General features: G+C 38.0%; 23 protein-coding genes and 2 pseudogenes. 19 read left to right on the top strand and 6 right to left on the bottom strand.

Annotation, left to right across the window (positions count from 1 at the left end):
• Positions 1-38: 38 nt before the first annotated feature.
• Positions 39-494 carry a signal peptidase II gene (gene lspA / locus DY109_RS09520; RefSeq protein ID WP_034549964.1) on the bottom strand — a complete coding sequence of 152 codons (456 nt, stop codon included), beginning with the start codon at positions 492-494 and terminating at the stop codon, positions 39-41.
• 23 nt (positions 495-517) lie between these two features.
• Positions 518-1,855, bottom strand: coding sequence for a phosphoglucosamine mutase (glmM, locus tag DY109_RS09515; protein ID WP_023948642.1), 1,338 nt, complete (start codon positions 1,853-1,855; stop codon positions 518-520).
• A 103-nt stretch (positions 1,856-1,958) separates the two neighbouring features.
• On the opposite strand from glmM, the gene rpsT reads away from it, so the two are divergent.
• The gene (rpsT, locus tag DY109_RS09510) at positions 1,959-2,231 is read left to right on the top strand and encodes a 30S ribosomal protein S20 (protein WP_023948641.1); all 273 of its coding nucleotides are present in this window, start codon (positions 1,959-1,961) and stop codon (positions 2,229-2,231) included.
• Between the two features lie 38 nt (positions 2,232-2,269).
• Entirely contained in the window at positions 2,270-3,334 is a 1,065-nt protein-coding gene (prfA, locus tag DY109_RS09505) for a peptide chain release factor 1 (RefSeq protein WP_023948640.1), read from the top strand.
• A gap of 76 nt (positions 3,335-3,410) precedes the next feature.
• Here the strand turns inward: prfA and DY109_RS12130 are convergent.
• The 3 genes and pseudogenes from DY109_RS12130 to DY109_RS09490 all read right to left on the bottom strand — a co-directional run.
• A pseudogene (locus tag DY109_RS12130) lies at positions 3,411-3,518 on the bottom strand (Holliday junction branch migration DNA helicase RuvB); the annotation flags it as partial.
• Positions 3,519-3,649: 131 nt separating this feature from the next.
• Entirely contained in the window at positions 3,650-3,856 is a 207-nt protein-coding gene (gene kcuS / locus DY109_RS09495) for a KCU-star family selenoprotein (protein WP_051404648.1), read from the bottom strand.
• Between the two features lie 52 nt (positions 3,857-3,908).
• Positions 3,909-6,014, bottom strand: coding sequence for a carbon starvation CstA family protein (locus DY109_RS09490; protein ID WP_147291194.1), 2,106 nt, complete (start codon positions 6,012-6,014; stop codon positions 3,909-3,911).
• Between the two features lie 268 nt (positions 6,015-6,282).
• Here DY109_RS09490 and DY109_RS09485 point away from each other — a divergent pair, with 268 nt between their 5' ends.
• The 3 genes and pseudogenes from DY109_RS09485 (at position 6,283) to DY109_RS09475 (ending at position 11,036) form a co-directional block, all read left to right on the top strand.
• Positions 6,283-6,459, top strand: a complete 177-nt coding sequence (locus DY109_RS09485; protein ID WP_023948636.1) for a tautomerase family protein — start codon at positions 6,283-6,285, stop codon at positions 6,457-6,459.
• 66 nt (positions 6,460-6,525) lie between these two features.
• Positions 6,526-8,467, top strand: a pseudogene (locus tag DY109_RS12630) (DNA methyltransferase).
• Positions 8,460-11,036 (top strand): DEAD/DEAH box helicase family protein, encoded by a 2,577-nt coding sequence (locus DY109_RS09475; protein WP_023948633.1) that lies wholly within the window; start codon positions 8,460-8,462, stop codon positions 11,034-11,036. The pseudogene DY109_RS12630 and the gene DY109_RS09475 overlap by 8 nt, the downstream one beginning before the upstream one ends.
• Positions 11,037-11,424: 388 nt before the next feature.
• Here the strand turns inward: DY109_RS09475 and DY109_RS09470 are convergent, their stop codons facing one another.
• Positions 11,425-13,197 (bottom strand): oleate hydratase, encoded by a 1,773-nt coding sequence (locus DY109_RS09470; RefSeq protein WP_023948630.1) that lies wholly within the window; start codon positions 13,195-13,197, stop codon positions 11,425-11,427.
• A 261-nt stretch (positions 13,198-13,458) separates the two neighbouring features.
• Between DY109_RS09470 and DY109_RS09465 the strand changes: the two genes are divergently transcribed.
• The 14 genes from DY109_RS09465 (at position 13,459) to DY109_RS09400 (ending at position 23,270) form a co-directional block, all read left to right on the top strand.
• A complete protein-coding gene (locus DY109_RS09465; RefSeq protein WP_023948629.1) occupies positions 13,459-14,529 on the top strand; it encodes a Cj0069 family protein in 1,071 nt (356 codons plus the stop codon).
• 247 nt (positions 14,530-14,776) lie between these two features.
• On the top strand, positions 14,777-15,073 hold the full coding sequence (locus DY109_RS09460; RefSeq protein ID WP_034549843.1) for a hypothetical protein: 297 nt from the start codon (positions 14,777-14,779) through the stop codon (positions 15,071-15,073).
• Positions 15,024-16,004, top strand: coding sequence for a DUF2972 domain-containing protein (locus DY109_RS09455; protein WP_147291189.1), 981 nt, complete (start codon positions 15,024-15,026; stop codon positions 16,002-16,004). Before DY109_RS09460 ends, DY109_RS09455 begins: the two co-directional genes overlap by 50 nt.
• A gap of 239 nt (positions 16,005-16,243) precedes the next feature.
• Positions 16,244-17,710, top strand: a complete 1,467-nt coding sequence (ccoN, locus tag DY109_RS09450) for a cytochrome-c oxidase, cbb3-type subunit I (protein WP_023948626.1) — start codon at positions 16,244-16,246, stop codon at positions 17,708-17,710.
• A 10-nt stretch (positions 17,711-17,720) separates the two neighbouring features.
• Entirely contained in the window at positions 17,721-18,413 is a 693-nt protein-coding gene (ccoO, locus tag DY109_RS09445) for a cytochrome-c oxidase, cbb3-type subunit II (RefSeq protein ID WP_023948625.1), read from the top strand.
• 23 nt (positions 18,414-18,436) lie between these two features.
• Positions 18,437-18,652 carry a cytochrome c oxidase, cbb3-type, CcoQ subunit gene (locus DY109_RS09440; protein WP_034549841.1) on the top strand — a complete coding sequence of 72 codons (216 nt, stop codon included), beginning with the start codon at positions 18,437-18,439 and terminating at the stop codon, positions 18,650-18,652.
• Positions 18,652-19,527 carry a cytochrome-c oxidase, cbb3-type subunit III gene (ccoP, locus tag DY109_RS09435; protein WP_023948623.1) on the top strand — a complete coding sequence of 292 codons (876 nt, stop codon included), beginning with the start codon at positions 18,652-18,654 and terminating at the stop codon, positions 19,525-19,527. The genes DY109_RS09440 and ccoP overlap by 1 nt, the downstream gene beginning before the upstream one ends.
• Positions 19,528-19,537: 10 nt before the next feature.
• Positions 19,538-19,738 carry a DUF4006 family protein gene (locus DY109_RS09430; RefSeq protein ID WP_023948622.1) on the top strand — a complete coding sequence of 67 codons (201 nt, stop codon included), beginning with the start codon at positions 19,538-19,540 and terminating at the stop codon, positions 19,736-19,738.
• A 124-nt stretch (positions 19,739-19,862) separates the two neighbouring features.
• Positions 19,863-20,483: a hypothetical protein gene (locus tag DY109_RS09425; protein WP_034549838.1), complete on the top strand. Its 621-nt coding sequence runs from the start codon at positions 19,863-19,865 to the stop codon at positions 20,481-20,483.
• A gap of 3 nt (positions 20,484-20,486) precedes the next feature.
• Positions 20,487-21,197, top strand: a complete 711-nt coding sequence (locus DY109_RS09420; protein ID WP_023948619.1) for a hypothetical protein — start codon at positions 20,487-20,489, stop codon at positions 21,195-21,197.
• Positions 21,198-21,228: 31 nt separating this feature from the next.
• Positions 21,229-21,528, top strand: coding sequence for a hypothetical protein (locus tag DY109_RS09415; protein WP_023948618.1), 300 nt, complete (start codon positions 21,229-21,231; stop codon positions 21,526-21,528).
• Positions 21,525-21,947: a hypothetical protein gene (locus DY109_RS09410; protein WP_023948617.1), complete on the top strand. Its 423-nt coding sequence runs from the start codon at positions 21,525-21,527 to the stop codon at positions 21,945-21,947. The genes DY109_RS09415 and DY109_RS09410 overlap by 4 nt, the downstream gene beginning before the upstream one ends.
• A complete protein-coding gene (locus tag DY109_RS09405) occupies positions 21,937-22,287 on the top strand; it encodes a hypothetical protein (protein WP_023948616.1) in 351 nt (116 codons plus the stop codon). The genes DY109_RS09410 and DY109_RS09405 overlap by 11 nt, the downstream gene beginning before the upstream one ends.
• Positions 22,287-23,270: a type IV pilus twitching motility protein PilT gene (locus tag DY109_RS09400; RefSeq protein WP_023948615.1), complete on the top strand. Its 984-nt coding sequence runs from the start codon at positions 22,287-22,289 to the stop codon at positions 23,268-23,270. Before DY109_RS09405 ends, DY109_RS09400 begins: the two co-directional genes overlap by 1 nt.
• Positions 23,271-23,293 lie beyond the last annotated feature (23 nt).

Raw genomic sequence — 23,293 nt, 5'->3', positions numbered from 1 at the left:
TAGATTCTATGCAAACATAAAGAAAGTAAAGAGAGGATTTAGATTCTAGGTTTGCGTTTTTTATCAAGCCAGAGCCATTGTGCCATAAGGATTACCACTCCACAATCAATCATCACATCAGCGAGATTAAAAATCGCAAATTCAAATCCATAATGCCAATACACATAATCCACAACCCCAGAATGAATAAAACGATCAATTACATTTGAGATCCCACCACCAAGCATAAGGCAGATCCCAAGGTAATACCTACGCAATGCTTCAGACTTTATGCATACATAGATCATCACAACAAGCAAAAACCCAACCTGAATCCACTTCAAATGCGCCCCCAAAGACGCAAACATCGAAAAAGCCACGCCATTATTATACACAAGCACGATAGATAAAGCCTTGCTCTCCCATCTAAAGCCTTGCAAAATACACATTTTAATGAGCTGATCTACACAAATCACAGCGATGATGATAAGCAATGCGCGCGCGTATATGGTCATTACAGGTGTGGTTGCTAGAGGTTTCAATCAAAAGCTCCTTTGAAAAACGCGATAATTTCTTCGCCCATTTCATTGATACTTTTATTATCCTTGCCTTCAAGCAGGATTCTAAGCTTATTTTCAGTCCCAGAGTAGCGGATAAGGCTTCTAAACCCAGAATCTATAATCTTTTGTTGCAATTCTTTGTAGCCTTTGATCGTCTCAAGCGGAGGTTTAGAAGAGACATTGAGATTGAAGAGTTTTTGCGGATAGAGATAAAAAGGCTTGAGGGCTTTATGGCTTTTTTGCTTGCTTCTTAGGATAAGTGCCATAACCGCAATCGCGCTCATAAGCCCATCGCCAGTCGTCGAATAATCGCTAAAAATAATGTGTCCGCTTTGCTCACCACCAAAATTAATATTATGCTTCTGCATTGTATCAAAGACATATTTATCGCCCACATCGCAGCGCACAAGCCCCAAATGATGAGATTTGAGGAATTCCTCTAATGCAAGATTACTCATTTGTGTGGCGACTATACATTTAGATTTGAGCGCACCGATAGAATCCAAATACGCGCTCAATGCGCCAATAAGCAAATCACCATCAATCACTTCTCCCTTATCATCAACGACCACAAGCCTATCAGCATCGCCATCAAGCGCAAACCCAATATCAGCGCGATATTTTAGCACTTCATTGCCAAGATCTTGCGGGTGCATAGCACCGCAAAGCTCGTTGATATTAAATCCATTTGGCTTGTCATTAATCACAACAACATCAGCTCCAAGCTCGCTAAAAATTGTCGGAGCGACTTTGTATGCCGCGCCATTTGCGCAGTCGATCACAATCCTAATGCCCTGAAGCGTGAGCTCTTTTGGAAAAGAATTTTTAATATGCACGATATAGCGACCGATCACATCATCGATTCGCTTTGAGCTTCCGATTTCACGCCCGATATTGTAGCTTTTTTCAAGCAGATCTTGCGTGTGGTAGATTGCCTCTATTTCAGATTCTGCTTGTGTGGTGAGCTTTTGTCCATGTCTATCAAAAAATTTAATCCCATTATCTTCAAATGGATTATGGCTTGCACTTATCATAATCCCCGCATCACATCGCATATCAGCAGTCAAAAACGCAATAGCTGGCGTTGGCATAGGACCAACTTGAATCACATCATAACCAACCGCTGTAAGCGCACTAACAAGGGCATTTTCTATCATATATCCACTGCGGCGCGTATCTTTGCCAAGCAGAATCTTATTTGTGCGAGAAGTTTTGCGAAAATAGATTCCCGCAGCAATGCCAAGCCGAATGCAAAGTAGTGGCGTAATGTGCGTCCCTGCCTGTCCGCGCACGCCATCAGTTCCAAAAATCTTCATTAAACCTCCTTGATAATTTTGATAAATCAAGTAAATTAAACTGCTTTTAATCAAAATCTAGGCAGAATAATGCCCTAAATTTTTTTATAAAAGGATTAATTATATGGCAAATCATAAGTCCGCAGAAAAAAGAATCAGACAAACTGCAACTCGCACAGAAAGAAATCGATACTACAAAACGAGAATCAAAAATATCACACGATCATTGCGCGAGAGTATCGAGCAAAAAGATCTAGAAAAAGCGCAGGTTGCGTTTAAAATCGTCAATAAAGAATTTCATAAATTTGTCAGCAAAGGCATTCTTACAAAAAACACAGCTGCGCGCAAAGTCAGTCGTCTTAATACCGCACTCAAAAAACTTTCACAATCTCTATAAATACCAAGTTAATGGTGTTTAGAGCTTAGAGAATCAAAATGCTTGTTGATAAACTTACGCCAATTATTGCTCGTTATGATGAGATCAGCCAGCAGCTTTTAGATTCTACTATCATCTCGGATATAAAAAAACTCACTCAATTAAGCAAAGAGCAAAGCAGTATCGAGGAAGTAACCAAAAAAGCGAAGCTCTACCTCCAAACACTAGAATCTATCAAAGAAAATAAAATCCTTTTAGAAGATAAGGATTTAGGAGAGCTTGCCAAAGAAGAGCTCAAAGAGCTAGAATCTCAAAAAATCGCACTTGAAGAAGAAATAAAGCTTTTGCTTATACCAAAAGATCCAAACGATGATAAAAATATTTACCTTGAGCTTCGAGCCGGCACTGGTGGCGATGAAGCCGGAATCTTTGTAGGAGATTTGTTTCGGGCGTATTGTCGGTATGCTGATATGAAGGGCTGGAAGGTTGAGATCATTAGCTCAAGTGAAAATGATGTAGGCGGATATAAAGAAATGATAGCACTCATCAAAGGTGCGGGGGTGTTTTCTCGTCTCAAATATGAGGGCGGAACGCATCGCGTCCAGCGCGTCCCCCAAACAGAATCACAAGGCAGAATCCACACTTCAGCAATCACAATAGCAATAATGCCAGAAGTCGATGATGTGGAAGTGGTTATCGCACCAAATGATTTGCGTATCGAAGTTTTTCGCGCAGGCGGGCATGGCGGGCAATGTGTGAATACCACAGATTCTGCGGTGCGTATCACGCATATCCCCACAGGCATTAGCGTCTCTATGCAAGATGAGAAATCACAGCACAAAAACAAAGACAAAGCGATGAAAATCCTCAAAGCCAGAATCTATGAAGCCCAACTCCAAGAACAACTCTCTCAGAACTCTCAAGCGCGCAAAAATCAAGTCGGAAGTGGCGATAGAAGCGAGAGAATCCGCACATATAATTACCCCCAAAATCGCCTTACAGATCATCGCATAGGGCTTACACTTTATAGTCTTGAAGAAATTATGCTCTCTGGCAACTTTGATCCTATCATCGATCCGCTTATCGCGCATACTCAAAGCGAAATGATGAGTGGCATAGAGTGATTTATAATAGGATTCTTAGAATCCAAAGATTATAACTCAATACCATATATACATAAATTGATAGAAATGTGGAGATTTTTTTGATATTTTCTTGCCCAATATACTCGCTAAATTTCGCGGGGCGTAAGCTAGTTTCGTCCTTTTCCTCAAAGCTCACGCGCTCAATTTCTACTAATCGCTCCAAATTTGCAAATCTCCATCACTTTGTAAATTTTTAGGCGCGATTGTAGCGAATTTTGGTTTAAAGTAATGTTTGCCATTAGATTCGCAAAAATCGCATTCAAAATTCGCCCAAACTTATACAAAAATCACGCACTAGCAGCAGCGATTCACACCACCACTATATCTTGCTTCTAATGCTTCTTTGAAAAATTCTCTGCGTGAGAGAATCTTCCGCTCGGGGTGCTTTTGGCGCATATGTTCGACATATTTATCATAGCTTCGCATACCTACAAGCAGACTTACAAATCTATCACTACGCACATATAAAGCATAAATCCGCCCAAATACTTGCGCAAACAAGCGCAAATGCCATTTTTGCGCCACAATAGGCGCATTAGCGGGATTTTTTATTTTAGTTTGCATTGTGCGCCCCTAGCTCGTAATCTTTTGCTTTTTTATAGGGCTCTTCTTTAAGTGGAAATGCACTTGCTTTGCCCTGCAAACTCAAATAGCAGATTTTTATGCACTCAAAAAGCACCACAAACACCACAATCATAAAGAACGCACAAAGCACCGCATCCAAAATATTATTTGAAATAATCGCACTTGCCCTTGCCACAAGCGCGTCATTGCCATCTGCTATGGCTTGTGCCTTTGTTGCCATCCATTTTTGCGCGGTGGCAATATGACTTACAGCATCGTGGATTTTATCACCATTTTGTGGGAGTAGCTTTTGGAAACTCGCATATAGCGTGGTTAAAAGCACCCAAAATGCAGGGATTATCGTAACCCAGCTGTATTTTGCCTTGCCCATTTTGAAAAGCACCACCGTGCCAAGAAGTAGTGCGATTCCAGCAAGCATTTGATTTGCCGCGCCAAAGAGTGCCCAAAGCGTAAAGATTCCACCTAGCGGGTCGATTGTGCCTTGATATAGCAAATATCCCCAGCCACACACGCAAATAAAACTAGCTGCCGTTCCCCAAAGCCACGATTTTGTGTCCGCCATAGGTTTGTAGATATTGCCTAAAATGTCTTGGATTAGGAATCGCCCCGTCCTAGTCCCTGCATCAACGGCAGTTAAAATAAACAACGCTTCAAAGAGAATCGCAAAATGATACCAAAATGCCATTGATTCAGCTCCGCCTATGATTTTATGCAAAATTAGCGTTAGCCCAATAGCAAATGTCGGCGCACCACCCGTGCGCGAAATAATCGTTTGCTCCCCTATATCACTTGCCGTTTGACTTAAAATCTCAGGGCGCAGTGTGAATCCATCAAATCCACCCCGCGATAAAATGCCATTGACGCTTTGTGCCACGCTATCTAGATTCGCGCCCACCGCACTTGTCGCAGCAGGGTCAAGCGCAACTAATGGCACATTTATCGCAAAATAAATGCCCGGCTCCAAAATACAAGCCGCAATCAACGCCATAATCCCCACTAGCGATTCCATAAGCATTGAGCCATAGCCCACAGGACGCGCGTGGCTTTCTTTTTCTATCATTTTTGGCGTTGTGCCACTTGATATTAGCGCGTGAAATCCGCTAATCGCCCCACACGCAATGGTTATAAACAAAAATGGAAAGATTGCCCCTGCAAAAACAGGTCCCGTGCCGTCTATGAAATTTGTTACTTTGGGAATGGAAAGCTCGGGATTTACGATAAGAATCCCCGCTGCCATCATAACAATAACGCCGATTTTTAAGAATGTGCTTAAATAATCGCGTGGCGCAAGTAGTAGCCACACAGGAAGCACGGAAGCGATGAATCCATAAGCAATTACAATTAGTGCTAAAGTTTGTTTGCTAAGCATAAAGGCATTATGCCACGCGTGATTTGGGTCAGCAACCGCGTGTCCGTAGTATAGTGCCAAAATCAAAAGCACAAATCCTATAACACTCGCTTCACCCACGCGTCCCGGGCGAATGAATCGCATATAAACGCCCATAAATACAGCGATTGGAATAGTCATTGCGATTGTAAATAGCCCCCACGGCGAATCTGCAAGCGCATTTACCACAACCATCGCAAGAATCGCCACAATGATAAACATAATAAACAAAATCCCTATCATTGCGATTCGCCCTGTGATGACGCCCATTTCATCTTTTATCATTTCGCCCAAGCTTCGCCCATTACGGCGCATTGAGATAAATAGCACGGTAAAGTCGTGCACCGCTCCAGCCAAAACAACGCCCACCAAAAGCCAAAGCATACTAGGCAAATATCCCATTTGCGCAGCTAAAATCGGTCCCACAAGCGGTCCCGCTCCCGCAATCGCCGCAAAGTGATGCCCAAAAAGCACCGCCTTATGAGTAGGCACGAAATCCTTGCCGTCATTATTTATAACCGCAGGGGTGGCGCGATTATCATCTAGCTCAAAGACTTTTTCTGCGATAAACTTGCTATAAAAGCGATAGCCTATCATATAAAAGCACACGGACGCCACCACAAGCCACGATGCGCTAATCGTCTCGCCATTATTTAGCGCAAGGACACCAAAGCACCACGCCGCCATAACAGCGACTAGCCCCCACGCAATATTTTTTATTATCTTATCCACAAATGTCTCCTTAAAAATAAAATTTTCGTTTGTAACAAACACAAAGATTTTAATGTTTCATTATTTATATAAACTTAAAAAATAATAAGTTTTAATTGTTTTTTGATAAAACATTGAAAAATATTTACAAAAATGTCACAATACGATAAATAAAACACACCTATTTTTTTAGATATAATCCGCACATTTTAACCTTAAACACAAAAAACACAAAGGACGCAAAATGCCACTTGTAACGATAAAATTAGCCAAGCCAGAGTTAGACAAAGCACAAAAAGAGCAACTAATCGCCGACATTACCGAGCTACTCTCCACCAAATACGGCAAGGCAAAAGAGCGAATTGTGGTTTGCTTAGAATCAATCGAACCTAGCGATATAGGATTTGGCGGTATAGAGTGATTTATAATAGGATTCTTAGAATCCAAAGATTATAACTCAATACCATATATACATAAAAGGAGAATTATGCAAGATTTAGATTTACTCAAACTTTTAGAAAAGGAATTTGGCTCGAATTTAGAGCTTATGAACCTTGCTTCACAAGATGATGACAAACTCCTTGAGTTTTTACTCTCGAATGAGAGTTTCAAGCAAAGATTTTTCACAGCCCTAAATTCAGCTTTTATCTTTAAAAAAGAGGAATTTTTAAGCTTTTTGAATTTAAGGCTTTTAAATGCAAGCTATACAAAATTTAGCAACAAAATAGGCTTAAGCACACATGAAACTTTTATCAAAAAAGATGATAAAGTCGTGCTAAACTTCCCCTTTAAAGACTGCGTTTTAAAGGGCGCACAAAGCAAAGATGAGCAAAAGAGCAAGGAAATATTTTTTAATGAAGTGTTGGCTAGAAGTGAGATTGATATTTTATTTTCTCCAAAAGCTTTGCAAAATTTTGAGCTTATAGGGGATTTAAAAGAAAATCTTAACAATGCTAATCTCTTAATAAAAGGCAACAACCTTTTAGCCCTGCACTCTTTAAAAAAGAAGTTTGCAAATAAAGTAAAGCTCATATACATTGACCCACCTTATAATACAGGTAATGATAGCTTCAACTATAATGACAACTTCAATCACTCCACTTGGCTTACTTTTATGAAAAACCGCCTTGAAATTGCAAGGGAGTTTTTAAGAGATGATGGCGTGATATTTATACAATGCGATGACAACGAACAGGCTTATTTAAAAGTGCTATGCGATGAGATATTTAACGGGGGGGGGGGGGGGGGGAAATAACTTTGAAACCTGTTTTTTTGTAAAAGTTAGATATGAGGGAAAAACTCTTACTGAAAAAAACAATTATCAAAAAATGATAGAAACCATTTTATGTTATAAGAAAAACAATTATCAACCTATTAAAGATAAAGAGCAGTATTCATTAGATTCTTTTTGCTGGAATATAGAATTGTTAAAAGAATGCGATAAAGAAACATATTTTGGTAATAAAAGAGTGGAAATTTTTTATAAAAATAGTTACACAATAAGTAAAGTTAATCCATCAATAAAAGCACTTAAAGAAACTTGGGCTACTGGCACGGTATTAAGAAACAATGCTTCTGGTAAAATATTTAATAATTATATTTCAAGTAGGGTTGGCGAAGACGGATTAGAAGTTTTATATAAGGTTTATGATGTAGGCGAAGATGGGTTGGGATATAGGTTTTTTACAGGTCCAAAAAAAGAAAATGCTACAAAGGGAAAATTTTATTCTGGTGTGCCACTTGATAGAGTTGCGGAATTAAAAAATGGAGTTTCATTAAAAGAAAAATCAATTTCTAATTATCTTGAATTTGAAGATGCCTTTGGAAATTGTAGGCAAGAAGGCGGAGTTCAATTAAATGCTGGCAAAAAACCCGAAGCACTTTTAAAACGCATTATAGAAATATCCACGCAAGAAAACGATTTAGTAATGGACTTTTTTGCTGGAAGCGGCACAACGCTAGCAGTAGCGCACAAAATGAAAAGGCGGTGGATAGGCATAGAGCAAATGGACTATATAGAATCTATCACAAAAGAGCGGCTTAAAAAGGTGGTGAGCGGGGAGCAAGGAGGGATTAGTAAAGCGGTAGATTGGCAAGGGGGTGGAGGCTTTATCTATGCAGAGCTTATGCCTTTAAATGCAATATATAAAGAGAGAATAAAAAATATAAATGATGAAAAAATGCTAGATTCTATTTACAAAGATTTAGAATCTAAGGCTTTTTTGGATTATCGTATAGATTTAGATAGTATTTTAAAAGATAGAGAGTTTAAAGAATTAGATTTACAAGAGAAAAAAGAAGTTTTATTAAGCATTTTAGATTCTAATATGGACTATGTGTTATATGGGGATATAGAAGATAAGGATTATGCAATATCTAGCGAAGTTATAAAGCTTAATAAAATATTTTATGGTGATGATAATGTCTAATAAAAAAAAGCTATATGAGATTTTACTAGAAGAGTTTGGAAAAAGAGGGCTGGAAGATATAGAGATACCTTTGTATATCAAAGAAAATTTATCTAAAGAGCTAAGAATCTATCAAGAAAAAGCACTGAAATATTATTATGCTAATGTAGATTCTATAAAACAAAATCACTTAATGTTTAATATGGCAACGGGCAGTGGGAAAACGCTGATAATGGCTGCTTTGATACTTGATTGCTATAAAAGGGGATATAGAGATTTTATTTTCTTTGTAAATACTAATTCTATATTGGAAAAAACTAAGGCGAATTTTGCTGATAAATATTCAAGTAAATACCTTTTTAAAAGCCCTATCATCATAAATGAAAAACAAGTGGAGATTAACTTAATAGAAAATTTAAGCGAAAGCAAAAAAGGCGCCATAAATGTCTATTTTAACACTATTCAAGGGCTTTACAGCCTTTTTACAAACGAAAGAGAAAACGCTTTTACTTTGGAGGATTTAAAGGGACGGAAATTTGTCTTTTTAGCGGACGAGGCGCACCACTTAAACGCAGATACTAAGAAAAAGCTTAGCACAAGCGAACAAGAAGATAAAGAGGGTTGGGAAGGTATGATGAATAAGGCTTTTAAAGCACACAAAGAAAATATAATGCTTGAATTTTCAGCTACCTTACCAAAAGATAGCGCTGTGCAAAGCAAATACCAAGATAAAATCATCTTTGAATATGCCCTAAAAGAATTTTATACCGATAGATTCAGTAAGAAAATCTTTCTTTTAAAATACGCAGGGCTTGAAAAAGAGGAGCGCTTTTTAGGCTCTATGATAGCAAGTCTTTATAGGCAGTATTTAGCAAAAGAAAATGGGGTGTTTTTAAAACCTGTGGTGCTATATAAAAGCAAGACTATAAAAGAATCCAAAGACAATGAGCTTGAATTTAAGGAATTTGTGAAAAACTTGAGCGCAAAAAAAGTGCAAGATTTTTTCAAGGCTTACACGCAAAATGAAAAAGAAAAAACGCTTTTTGATGAGGCTTTAGAATTTTTTAAGGGCTTAAATATAGATGAAACAAAGCTTTGTGAGATTATAAAGCTTAATTTTAGCGAGCATTTTATACTCAATGTCAATGACAGCAAAGAAGCAAATGAATATCAGCTTAAACTTAATTCTTTAGAGGATAAAGATAATGAAATACGCGTTATCTTTGCAGTAGATAAGCTCAATGAGGGCTGGGACGTGCTAAATCTTTTTGATATAGTGCGTCTTAACACAGGCAATATAAACGAAAGCACCAAAGAAGCTCAACTTATAGGTAGGGGTGCGAGGTATTTTCCTTTTACAATACAAGGCTATGAAGAGAGCTTTAAACGTAAATTTGATGATGAAAGCACGTCGCTAAAAGCCCTTGAAAGGCTAAGCTATCACGCAGCAAGTGAAAATGAATATATCTTAAGATTGAGTAAAGAACTTGACACAATAGGTTTGCCAGCAGAAAATGAAAAAGAAAAAATCGTGCTTAAGATAAAAGAAGCGATCAAAAACAAAAGCTTTTACAAAGAGGCAATTTTTGCGACAAATTCAAGGCGCAAGCAGGGCAAAACTCTTTTTAATGACAAGATAAATGAAGGCTTAAAAGAAAGGCTTGCAAGGCTTGAAATTCCGCTTTTTGAGGCAAAGGGTATAAAGGAGTGGGAGTTTTTAAGCGAGCTAGAAAAAGAGCAAGACTATGATGAGCACACACATAAAGACTTTGAGCTTAAAAATATAAATGAAAAGGTGTTTTTAAAGGCAATGAATATTTTAGGCGAGTTTTATCATTTTGAAAACCTAGCAAAAATCTTTAAAATAGACTCAAGACGGGAATTTGTGCGGAATTTCTTGCAAAATACTTTAGCAAAAATACACAAAAAACAAAATCTAAACAGCCCTCAAGCACAGCTTAAAATTGCTCTTTTTGTGTGCGAGGCTTTTAAAGATACAAGCTTGAAATTTGAAGATAGTTACACTCTAGGCTCTTGGGAGGCAAAAAAGCTTGAAAGTTATCTTAAAGATAGAGAAATTTACAGGGAGGCAAAAGATAAAATAAGCCAAGAAAATGGCGCAAAATATGAATGGTTTGTGTATGAAAAATTTGTAGGCTCAAGTTTGGAGAGTGAATTTTTAGACTTTATCGAGCAAAACAAGGCTTTAATCAATAAGCATTTTAAAGAATGGCTTGTGGTGCGTAATGAAAGAATGGCTGAATTTGCGGTGTATGATGATAGAGAGTATTTAGCAAATGGCGAGGTAAATGAGCATTATGCGGATAGATTTGAGCCTGATTTTTATTTTTTGGGCAAAAGAAAAAATGATGAGTTTATAATAACGCAGTGTTTAATCGAGCCAAAGGGCGAGCATTTAGAGCTTAATGACAAATGGAAAGAGGAGTTTTTGCTAAGCCTTACACATAAAGCTAGACTTGAGAGATCAAATCTTCATGTGGAGATTTCAGGGCTTGAGTTTTTCAAACAAAAAAATAAAGAAAGTTTTAGGGAGAGTTTTGAAACATTTGTCTTCAGAGATAAAAGCTAAGTGAAAAATTGGGCTTTTTTGGTGATTGCATTTTCTTAGATAGTTGTTTGCAATAATACTAGAATCTAGAACCCATTTTACATATAGAATCTAAATCCTCTCTTTTTTGCATCTTTCAGGGATTTTGAAATTTTTAGCCTGCAAACCTACAATGAACGCTTATGTTACACTTTTTTGTGTTTTTGCTTGCCTAAAATTTCTACACAACCCTAAAATCTGCCTAAAAATAGAGGATTTCTTTACGCTCGCTTGTATTTGCATAGAATCTAGATTCTACTGGAATCTAGTTGTAGGGCAAATCTAGATTCTCTTTTGCTTCGTTGCTTCGCGCCTTGCAATGACGAAAATGACATAGATTCTAGTTTTGAGTGAGTCTATTTTTGAGTTTTTAGATAAGTTTGTATCTGTGTAAAAATTCCTCAAAAAATGTGCCTTTGAGTTTTTTAATCACCAAGTTAAGCCCGATTTTTTCCATAAAAGACATATCTATATCTGTAATTTTCTTGCCATCAAGTAGCTTTGAAGTCGCTTCTAGTAAGCAACGGATATCATAGCATGAGTTAAAGACTTCAGGCACGCCTCTATCCACTTCACAAAGCGTATAAACCGCTTCCATGGCTGTGCGCACAGAATACTCTGTGGTAAAAACGGTGTCGCGGATTGTATCGCTAAACTGCCCGATAAAAGCAAAATTTATACAACCATCAGGCACTACTTTTGGTCTATCTCCGCTTTTTCTTGGCATAAAAAATGCGGTGATATAAGGCATAAGGCAAGGAATAGTGTTTGTGCTTTTGACAAGCTCTGCGATTTTATCCTCCTCTACACCTAGGTGATAGAGCCACTCTTGGGCGATTTCTTGCCCACTGCACTCTTTCATAGGCTTTTTGATATAATCCCCCTCTCTATCAGTATAAAGCCCATAAATCCAGCCCACAAGCTGATTTTTAGGCTGCTTTTTAAAATGCGGTTGGCGGTTAAATGTATAGCTCATAAGCCATGAAGAATCTTTAATTGTAATAATTCCACCTGTTACGACTTTGCCACTATGAGGGTCTCGCTTGCAGATTTTTTGTAAATAAGGCGTGATTTTATCATCAAGCAGGGTGATAGTCGCAGATTCCCAATTTGTCGCTTTGATATTAGAGCAGAATTTCGCAGGATTTCCAAAGGCTTTATCTTGTGTAGCGATATTGCGCCACAGCTCCCAGCAGCCACCCTCGCCATTATTGACGCTAAGCTTTGGTGCGTGTGTATTATCTCCAAGCGCAGAGCTTTCTGTGCAGCTACCATTTGTTACAAAGACTAAGTCGTTTGGAGTAAGTGCGATAGAATCTTCCTTGCCATCGCGTATAAGCTCAATGCGCTTTGCGATCTTTTTGTCTTGTGAGAATTCAAAATGCACATTTTTCACGCGCACGCCATACTCAAAGACTACGCCATGTGATTGCAGATAGCTTACAAGCGGTTGGATTAGGGATTCGTATTGGTTATATTTAGTAAATTTCAATGCGGAGAAATCAGGCAAACCACCTATGTGGTGGATAAATCTTTGGATATAGAGCTTCATCTCAAGTGCGCTATGCCATTTTTCAAAAGCAAACATAGTCTGCCAATACAGCCAAAAATTTGACTTATAAAATTCTTCATCAAAGACATCATCTATGGTTTTGTCATACAAATCGCTATCTTTGGTAAAAAAGAGTTTGATAAGCTCAAGCGAGGCTTTAGGCGAGAGGGTAAATTTGCCATCTGTGTGTGCACTTTGCCCGCGGTTTTGTGTAGCACGCATAAGTGAGAAATTTGGATCTTCTTTATTAAGCCAATAAAATTCATCAAGCACAGAAACTCCCTCGCTCTCAAGTGAAGGAATCGAAGAAAAAAGATCCCATAAGCACTCAAAGTGATTTTCCATCTCTCTTCCACCGCGGATTACAAAGCCTTTCTCTGGCATTTCAAGCCCATCACAAGCCCCGCCTGCGATATTTAGCTCTTCTAAAATATGAATATTTTTGCCCTGCATCTGCGCATCGCGCACTAGAAATGCTGCCGCACTCAAAGAAGCAAGCCCGCTTCCTACAAGATAGGCTTTTTTGGATTCTATATCTTTTGGCTTCTTAGGGCGCGCAAATGCTTCAAAATTTCCACTACTGTAATACATAGATACTCCCTTCTAGTAATTTGATATTTTGTATTCATAAAGTAAAAAACCACGGAATCATAAAAAAACATAACTGAAGTTATTCTTAAGTAATCTCTGTGTTTGTGAGATATTTTGCTTTGAGATGTTTTATGGATTCTTTAATTTTAAAGTATTATTTTGTAACTACTTCTAACAAAATCTAACAAAAATATAAAAATCAAAGCCCTTTTAATAAAATCTTTTATACTATGTAAAATATCTACACAAAAAGGAGTAATAATGAAGAAAAACATCGTGTTTTTTGAGGCAAGAGGAGGAAGCGATAAGGGCGCTGATGGGCATAGAAAAGACACAATGCCAATGGTAAATGCGCTCAAAGCCAAGGGCTGGAATGCGGAAGTGGTGTTTTTCACCGATGAGATTCTACGCGATGAGGCTGAGCGCAATAAAATCTTTGAGCATGTCAAAAGTAGCGCAGATGGCTATGTCTCGCGGGTGAATCCGGGCAATCTCAAAGAGGAGAAGCTCTACTTTGAAGTCTTGCGAAAGCTCTGCGATGCGGGGCTTGTGGGTATGCCGCACCCTGATGCGATGATAGGCTATGGCGCCAAAGACGCCCTCACAAAGCTCGCAAGCACGGATCTTGTGCCTGATGACACTTACGCGTATTATGATATCAAGACTTTTAAGGAGACATTTCCTAAAAGCCTAGCTAAGGGCGAGCGCGTGCTGAAGCAAAATCGCGGTTCCACGGGAGAAGGCATTTGGCGCGTGCGATTAGAATCTGCGAGTGAATATGGCAAGAGCGCAAGCCTGCCGCTTGATACGAAAATCATCTGCACTGAGGCAAAAGACAATCACACTGAGGAGCGCCGGCTTGGCGAGTTTATGGACTTCTGCGAGCAGTATATCGTGGGCGATAATGGAATGCTTGTGGATATGACTTTCTTGCCGCGCATAAAAGAGGGCGAGATCAGAATCTTAATGCTGTATAAAACGCCGGTGTATGTCGTGCATAAAAAGCCAGCGGAAGGTGGCGATGCGTTTTCTGCCACACTCTTTAGCGGGGCGAAATATCGCTATGATGAGCCAAAAGACTGGCAGGGGCTTATTGATTGGTTTTTGGTTCAGTTACCGGGCATAAGAGAGAAGCTTGGCAACTACGACCTGCCGCTGATTTGGACGGCGGACTTTATCCTTGATACCGACAAAAATGGCAAGGATAAATATGTGCTGGGTGAAATCAACTGCTCATGCGTGGGCTTCACCTCTCCGGCAGAATATATGGAAAAAATCGCCGTAATGGTGGGGGATAATATCGTGGATATTGTGAGTGAGAAGCTGAAGTAGGATTATCGCGCGCTTTTAAAGCGTGCGGTAGCTATATCAAAGCTTAATCAAAGCCTATATCAAAGTTTGCAAAATTTACCTCAAAACTTGTAATAGAATCTGCAATAACATAAACAATAATTAATAACGACATAAAACAATTGTCCGTGCCCACCGATTTGTTTAAAGATATAAATTTACATTTTATGATTTAAAATCATGGCTTAAATGGCTATAATTGTGTTTTATCTCACTCAAAGGAAGGCAAATGTTGTCTTTTATACAAAGAAAATATGAAAGATGTATGGATTTTATCAGTTGTTACGGATTTAAATTTTTTCTTGCAAAGATATATATAAAAGTTTTTCTTACGCCACTTTCACGAGTATGCCAATTGCGTATTCCTCAAACTTACTCATTTATTACGCTCGGAACTCATGGGGCTGGATTCCACTCGCTACTTTATTTTATCTCACTTTTGCATAGCAATCCGCAGAATCTAAAGGCAGATAATATTGCCCGCAATACCCATGTTGTCGGGGGGGGGGGGGATTTTACCTATTAGTATGCATGCTTTGCGTGATGAAGTAGCTACTGATTTTTCGCTGGCTATTAAAACTGAATTATTACTTAATAGTGATTATGCCACTTGGGGTATCACACTTGATGGCGCTACTCCCAAAAAACCACAATGGATACAAACTCACCTTACATATAAAGTGCCAGCCATTTGCCTTGTGCGCGATCCTATAGATTTGCTTATCTCTGCTTTGAATTACAATACAAAATGTCAAAATACATCAGCGTATATTCTTGCAAGTCTAAAAGAGATTAGAGAAAGAAGTGTAACGCCCTATGCAACAACTATTGCTTTTTATACTAATTATAAGCAAATTAAACCATTTGTAAAAGAAATGCTCTATATTGATATGAAAGAGCTAGTCGGAGAATCTGCTTTAGGTGGTATGGAGAAAATAGCTTCTTTTCTTGGGTTTGCTCTTCCAAAAAATCAAGATTTTAATATGCGTATTAACGACTGGCTAACGCGAGTTATGCCTCTTAAGCTTACAATAAATGGTTATAAAGTTTTTGTAAGTGTTTTTGAGGGGCATTTTAGCTCAAGCGATGCGTTTCCTTTTTATCATGCAAGAGATAAACGCTTATATATCAAAAAAGATTATACTCACCCGCTTTTCCCAAATCGCAAACTCTTTATCTCTACGACTTCAAGGCATTTTCCAGATGAATTACATAATGAGTTATTTCAATTGATAGATTCTCAAATACGGATTCTATATGATAAAACTAAAATTTATATAGACAATCGAGTTACTTTAGAAAAATTTATTGCTACTTTATGTGAAAATCCCAAAATAGCATTTGATTTAGCAAAAGCAATAGAGAGTCAGATTCTGCATTTGGAAGCAACTTGTCCGCAGATTATAGAATCTTGGGAGAGTTATAAGAAGTTTTTGACAATGTTAGAATCTAAATAGCTTTAGATTCTGTGAGATTGATAAGTGTCATTTGTATTTTGTGATGCAATCAATAAGTGAGAAAATAGTTTTATGTCCAAAATACACAAAAATACTTAATGTTTCGCGACTTTGGGTTGATTTTAAAAAATTAATCAATAGTTAATATTTATATAAAATAAAAGAATTTTTAAGATTCAAACAGAAAAAAAAAGCTACAATAAAGAGTTTGCTATTTTATTTTAAGATAAGGAGAGAATATGCAAAACAATATGACCTTAGAATATGATTATTCTATTGCAAAATTATTTTTATACTCGACATTAGCATTCGGATTTATCGGAATGTTTATTGGCGTGGTATTGGCTTTTCAGTTGGCTTTTCCAGATTTGAATTATATTGCAAGTGAATATGGTATTTTTGGAAGATTGCGACCATTACACACAAATGGGATTATCTATGGATTTACTTTAAGCGGTATTTGGGCTGCTTGGTATTACCTTGGGCAAAGAGTGCTAAAAATCACTTATCATCAGCATCCTTTTTTGAAGTTTATTGGGTTGTTGCATTTTTGGGTGTATATCGTGCTTATGCTTTTGGCTGTGGTTACACTTTTTGCAGGACTTACACAATCAAAAGAATACGCTGAACTCATCTGGCCCCTTGACTTACTTGTTGTTGTTGTATGGGTATTGTGGGGTGTGAGCTTGTTTGGATCTATGGGTGTGAGGCGAGAAAATGTAATTTACATTTCGTTGTGGTATTTTATCGCGACATTCACAGCAATTTCTGTTTTGTATATCTTCAATAACCTTGCTATACCTACATATTTAGTCGCTGGAACTGGAAGCTTATGGCATTCTATTTCTCTTTATGCTGGAAGTAATGACGCGCTTGTGCAATGGTGGTGGGGACATAATGCGGTTGCATTTGTATTCACTTCTGGAGTCATTGGGGTGATTTATTACTTTTTACCAAAAGAATCAGGACAAAATATCTTCTCATATAAACTCACGCTTTTTTCTTTTTGGAGTTTGATGTTTGTCTATATTTGGGCTGGCGGACACCATGTGATTTATTCGACTGTGCCTGATTGGGTTCAGACTTTGGGTTCAGTTTTTTCTGTTATTTTGATTTTGCCTTCTTGGGGGACTGCTGTCAATATGCTTTTGACAATGAGAGGACAATGGCAGCAACTTAAAGAATCTCCATTGATTAAATTCTTGATTCTGGCTTCTACATTCTATATGCTCTCAACACTTGAAGGACCTATCCAATCTATCAAATCAGTGAATGCGCTTGCACACTTTACAGACTGGATCATCGGACATGTCCATGATGGTGTGCTTGGCTGGGTAGGATTTACTATCATCGCGGCTTGTTATCATATGTTGCCAAGAATGTATAAAAGAGAAATTTATTCTAAAAAAATCATGGATATTCAATTCTGGATTATGACAATAGGCATTGTGTTCTATTTCTCAAGTATGTGGATTTCAGGTATCACACAAGGTATGATGTGGAGAGATTTTGATCAATGGGGTAACCTCACTCATCCATTTATCGACACTGTGCGTGTGCTATTCCCATATTATCTCATTCGGGCAATCGGCGGAACTCTCTATCTAATTGGCTTTATTATGTTTATCTACAATGTTGTGATGACAATCACTGCATCAAAACAACTTGAGAGTGAGCCAAAATCTGCCTCGCCTATGGCTGCATAAGGAGTAAATGATGTTTAGTTGGTTAGAAAAAAATCCTTTCTTTTTTACGGTGGCGTTTTTGGTTGTGTTTTCTATCGCTGGGTTGGTTGAGATTCTACCGGATTTTGCGAAATCTTCTCGACCAATCGAAGGGCTTAAACCCTATAGTCTTTTAGAAACAGCAGGAAGACAAGTGTATATCAAAGAGGGTTGCTATAATTGCCACTCTCAGTTGATTCGTCCATTTCAGCCTGAAACAGATCGTTATGGTATGTCAAGCTTAAGTGGCGAATACGCTTATGATCGCCCATTCCTTTGGGGTTCAAAAAGAACAGGACCCGATCTTCATAGGATAGGTGATAAAAGCTCAACAGATTGGCATGAAAATCATATGTATGATCCTACAAGTGTAGTGCCAGATTCTATCATGCCAGCTTATAAGCACCTTTATACAAAAAATACTGATTTTGAAACGGCGTATGCTGAAGCAGTAACGCAAATGAAAGTATTTGGAGTGCCATATAATACAGAAGGCGGTGTTTCAATCGGAAATAGCGCGGAAGAAGCAAAGAAAATCTTTATGGACGAGGCGCAAGCAGTTGTTAATGATATGAAAGGGCAAGAGATTAAAGACGCATTTGCAAAGGGAGATGTGCCTGAGATTGTTGCCTTAATCGCGTATCTTAATAGCTTGGGACAGAATAGACGCACAGATGTCAAATAAATTAGGATAATCAAGGATAAGCTATGAGTGCAGAAACTTTAGAAATCATACGAGCGAGTGCTTATTTTATAATAACAGTGTTGTTAGTTGTGTTTCTTTATTCCTATGCTATTTCTATGTATAGAAAGCAAAAAAATGGGACGAGAGACTATGAAAAATATGGCGAGTTGGCTGTGAATGATGATTTAAATGACGAGCTTATCGAACCTAGAATCAAACAAACAAAAGGAGTGAAGTAATGAACTGGTTAAGTGATAGCATCAATCAAATCGTATTGGTTGCTGCGACATTAATTTTGTTAATAACCATTTATGTCGTAGGTTTTTATTTCAAAAAAATGAAAGAAGCAAAAGCAGATGGAGAGCTTACTGATCATGAATGGGACGGGATTAGGGAATTTAAAAATAATATTCCAATTGGTTGGCTTTTATCATTTATTGTCTTGATATTTTGGGGAGTTTGGTATATCTTTTTTGGCTTTCCGCTTAATAGCTTTTCTCAAATTGGACAATACAATGACGAAAAGAAAGCCTACAATGAACGTTTTGAGAAAGAATGGAGCGGGCTTAGTCAATCAGATAAAATATCTATGGGCGAGGGGATTTTCCTTGTGCAATGCTCTCAATGCCATGGTATCAATGCCGAAGGAATCGATGGCAAAGCGCAGAATCTAAGACGATGGGGCAAAGAAGAAGGAATCATTGATGTGATTAATCATGGAAGCGTGGGGCTAAATTATATGGCTGGAGAGATGTCTGCGGGACTTGTCGCTACACAAGAAGAAGCCAAACAAGTCGCTGCGTATGTGATGAAAACTTTTTCACCTGATAAAGCGACAAAATATACAGAATCTGATGTCGAAGCTGGAAAAATCGTATATGATAATGTCTGCTCTACTTGCCATGGAGTAAGTGGTAAGGGTGATGGACAAGGAATCGAAGGTTTTGCACCAGATTTGACAACTTATGGAAGTCATGATTTTGTGAAACGAGTTTTAGATGGTGGTAAAAAGGGATTCATCGGGCAAATGCCTTCATTTAATTATGTGAATTTCAATGATGTGCAAATTGATGCATTGGCTGCTTATATTCACTCACTTCGCGCTCAAGACTAAAGGAGAAAAAATGAACGGATTGTTTGGTATCAATGGGCTTTTGGGCTTTTTGGTTGCGGTGCTTTTGGTTGTTGGTTTGGCTATTGGTTTTGGCATTGTTGCAGCTGATGTGCAGAAGTCAAACTCAACAAATTATTATCAAATCAAAGATTCTCAAAACATAGAATCTAAGAGCGTTGATAATAAAAAGTTTTATCAAGATGCAAAATAAAGGAGAGACTATGTTTACTGCGGTTGAAAAATTATTAGCATTATTGCTTGTTATATTATTTATCATCTCCATAGCCATAGCATTTATTCCTGATGGTTTTTTGCATCTCATATAGGTTTATGTTTTGAGAGTATTATTTTGGCTTTTATTGTGGGCTGGAGTAGTATTTGGGGGCGAGCAGACATATATTTTTGGAAATTCCAAACATATACTCGTCCCAAAATCACAAGCATTTGTCCAAACACTTTCAAAAGAAGTGTTTGACAAAACAGGCGTGAGAATCTATATTGATGTAATTGATGAAGTTTCTATTCCGTCTGCATATCCTACAAAAGAGTCAAGAAAACAATACGAACAAAAAGTTTTGCAAACCCTAAAAGAGCCATATATTGTTGTATTTTTATTTTTGCAAGAGCATAAAATCGAGCTTGTAAGCAGTCAGGATTTGCAAAGTTTTTTAGATTTTAAGACATTAGATCAGATTTATTTTGATTATATGGCACCTCTTTTGCCGGAAAAAGAGGCAGATTTGACACCTGAGCGGATTTCTGCTGTTTTGTTGAATGGCTATTCAGAAATTGCAAGTAGAATAGCCAAGCACTACCACATTAAGCTTGAGCATAATGATTTTGAGACAGATGAGCAGGGCGTGAGGAATTTTGTTCGAGTTATCATGTATATCATGCTGTTTGTGCTTATCGGGCTTTTTGTTTTGGTGTATATTCCTAGAAAATTCAAAGGATAATAAATGAGTCGCAAAAAAGAAAGAAATTTATGGCCCTATGGGATTTTGAGTGTCATTGTATTAGGAATTGTGCTTATTGCCATATCTATTAGAATCTCAGTGAAACACCCAGTATCTGATGATCGACCATTTTTTTTGAATCATAACGATACGGATTCTGCGATCAATACAATGCTAGCGGACACAAAATATATCCAAGAGCATTTTAATTTTTATATCCAAGCCAATATCACGCCAACCCAAGATAATGTATTGCGACTTTATTCACCATATTTGAGACCACCTTACAAAGGCAAGCCCAAAAACGATTCGCCAAATATTTTACTCACAAAATCACTCAATACCCTGCAACTTCTTGCTAAGCCAATTGATGGAGATGTCAAGGATTTGAAAATCACTGGATTTATCCAAAAAATCGGACAATCTCCAAAGCAAGAGATTTTTATTTTTAATCCAAATGATAATTCATTCACTTCAAGCAAGCCCGAAAAAGACGGCGAGCAGATTCATATCGGGGATTTTGCATTGCTAAAAGATGATTTATTTTTGAGTCCTTCATTTGAGCTAGAAGCTGAGGGGCGGTGGATTGTTTCATTGCAAATTACTTACAAAGACAAAACAATCGTTTTAGAAAAAGAATTTTTTGCGATCCAAAAAGACACTACGCAGAATCTAGACCAGAATCTAGAATCAAGTATCGCAGGCAGAATCTAGAGCCAAATATAAAGTAAAAATGGAGCATAGCGTGAAATCTAAAAAAGCCTTTTTGATTCTGGAGGTTGTGTTTGCGATTTTGTTAGTTGGCGTGGCATTTGGAGTTTTTGCGCATTTTTATGCGACTAGCCAAAATAAGCAGATATTTTCTCTTCCAAACCAAAACACCGCCCAAGAGGATTTTATTCTCAATCTCAAAACCCTAACCAACGCTCACCAAGCCACAATAGCAGGGCTTAATGGCGAATTTTGTGAGGGAGAGATGATTGAGGGAAGATATGGTGATGAGACATTGAAGTTTTTTGAGCCAAAAGATTGTGATAAAAAATGAAATGGTTTAGGGCGCAATCAAGAGCATTTATTTTTGCAGAATTTCTGATAGGGATTTTGGTTTTGTCATTGCTTGTAGTTGTGCTATCAAGGACTTCTTTGAGCTTGCAGACACATCACCTTGCTAAAACCAAACAAACCCTAACAGATCTCAAAATCCACAACGCCCTTGATGTTATCGCGCAGTATCTTAGCAAAGAAAATCAGTTTGTTTTTTTGGATTCTACTTTGAGTTTTGCAGGGCATACTTTTAGGCTCATAAATAATTCTTTGTGGCTTGATAATATGCTTTTGTGTGATGAGGTTTTAGATTTTGATGCTCGATTGCTTGATACACAAACCTTTAGCATAACGCTTTGTGCGTTAGAATCCTCCAAAAAATCATGCTTTAAGCGTGTAGGTTGGCTTCATGACATCTAGGGCTTATGCGTTAATTTACGCGCTTTTTTTGCTTGTTTTGATTTCTTATTTTGTCAGCTCATTGCGGCAAAATGACGGCATTAAGCTTGATCGCATAGCCAATTCACATATTCATTTTCAATCCTTGCTTCATATTCAAAGCCTTGATAAAATAGCACGCATTTATGCCACAAAGCAAAAGCCACACGCTAGCCTCACAGGTCGTTTTGACTTTGGTGGTGGCTATGTGGGCGGATTTGAGATCGTTGGCAAGCAAGCGTTTTTGTATGTTGAAGCACAAAATAAGCGCACATCTCAAATCCTGCGCCAAACCAAAGAAATAACACTCAAAGGAATCTAATGCAACGCGCTAATAAGGCATTTCAAGATATTGTCGCCAAAGCCATTTTGCTTCAAGCAAGTGATATACATATCATTGATAATGAAGTTTCGTTGCGTATTTTGGATAGGATTGAGGTTTTAGATTCTGGAGAAGATGCTCCCACATCGATTGTTGGGTCGCTTTTGGAATCACTTTTGAGTGAGGAGACAAAACAAAAGCTTGCAAAAGGTATGGAAGATGATGTAAGTATAGAGGTTGGCGATTTGGAGGCTAGCGATTTGGGGGTCAAAAATGTTCGTTTGCGCGCTTGTTTTTACAAGAGTTTGGGTAAAATTTGCGCGAGTTTTAGGATTTTGCCACAGCAGATCCCAAGCCCAGAATCTTTGCGGATTCCGCAAGGCTTTGTAAAAATAGCGACTCAAAAAAGTGGCTTGATTTTGGTTAGTGGTGCCACAGGAGCGGGCAAATCAACGACAATCGCCTCAATTTTAGAGATGATTAATCAAACCCAGCAAAAACATATTATTTGCATTCAAGATCCTATCGAGTTTATCCACACAAATGCCAAAAGTATTTTTTCGTATCGGCAGATTCATACAGATACGCAGAATTTCCACACAGCGATTCTCTCAAGCCTGCGCCAAGATCCAGATATTATTTCTATCGGTGAGCTTCGCGATGCAGAATCTATTAAGGCTGCTATTTTGGCAGCACAAACAGGGCATTTAGTCATTAGCACGACACATTCTAGCGATTGTGTTAGCACGATTGAGAGGATCTGTATGAAAAACCAAGATATACTCGAACAGCTTGCATCATGTTTGCTTGGCATTCTTGCCCAAAGACTTTGTATCAAGGATTCTAAGCGCGTTGTGGATTTTGAGCTTTTGCTTGCTACACCTGCTATCAAAACACTCATCAGAGAAAACAAAATCCACCAAGTCCAAGCACAACTCACAATAGGCAAATCAGCAGGTATGAAAACTTTTGATACCTTATAACACAATTTATCTCAATCTTTTAA

The sequence above is a fragment of the Helicobacter fennelliae genome (genome assembly GCF_900451005.1).
Classification (GTDB): Bacteria; Campylobacterota; Campylobacteria; order Campylobacterales; family Helicobacteraceae; genus Helicobacter_B; species Helicobacter_B fennelliae.
This window is presented reverse-complemented; position numbering and strand designations above follow the sequence as displayed.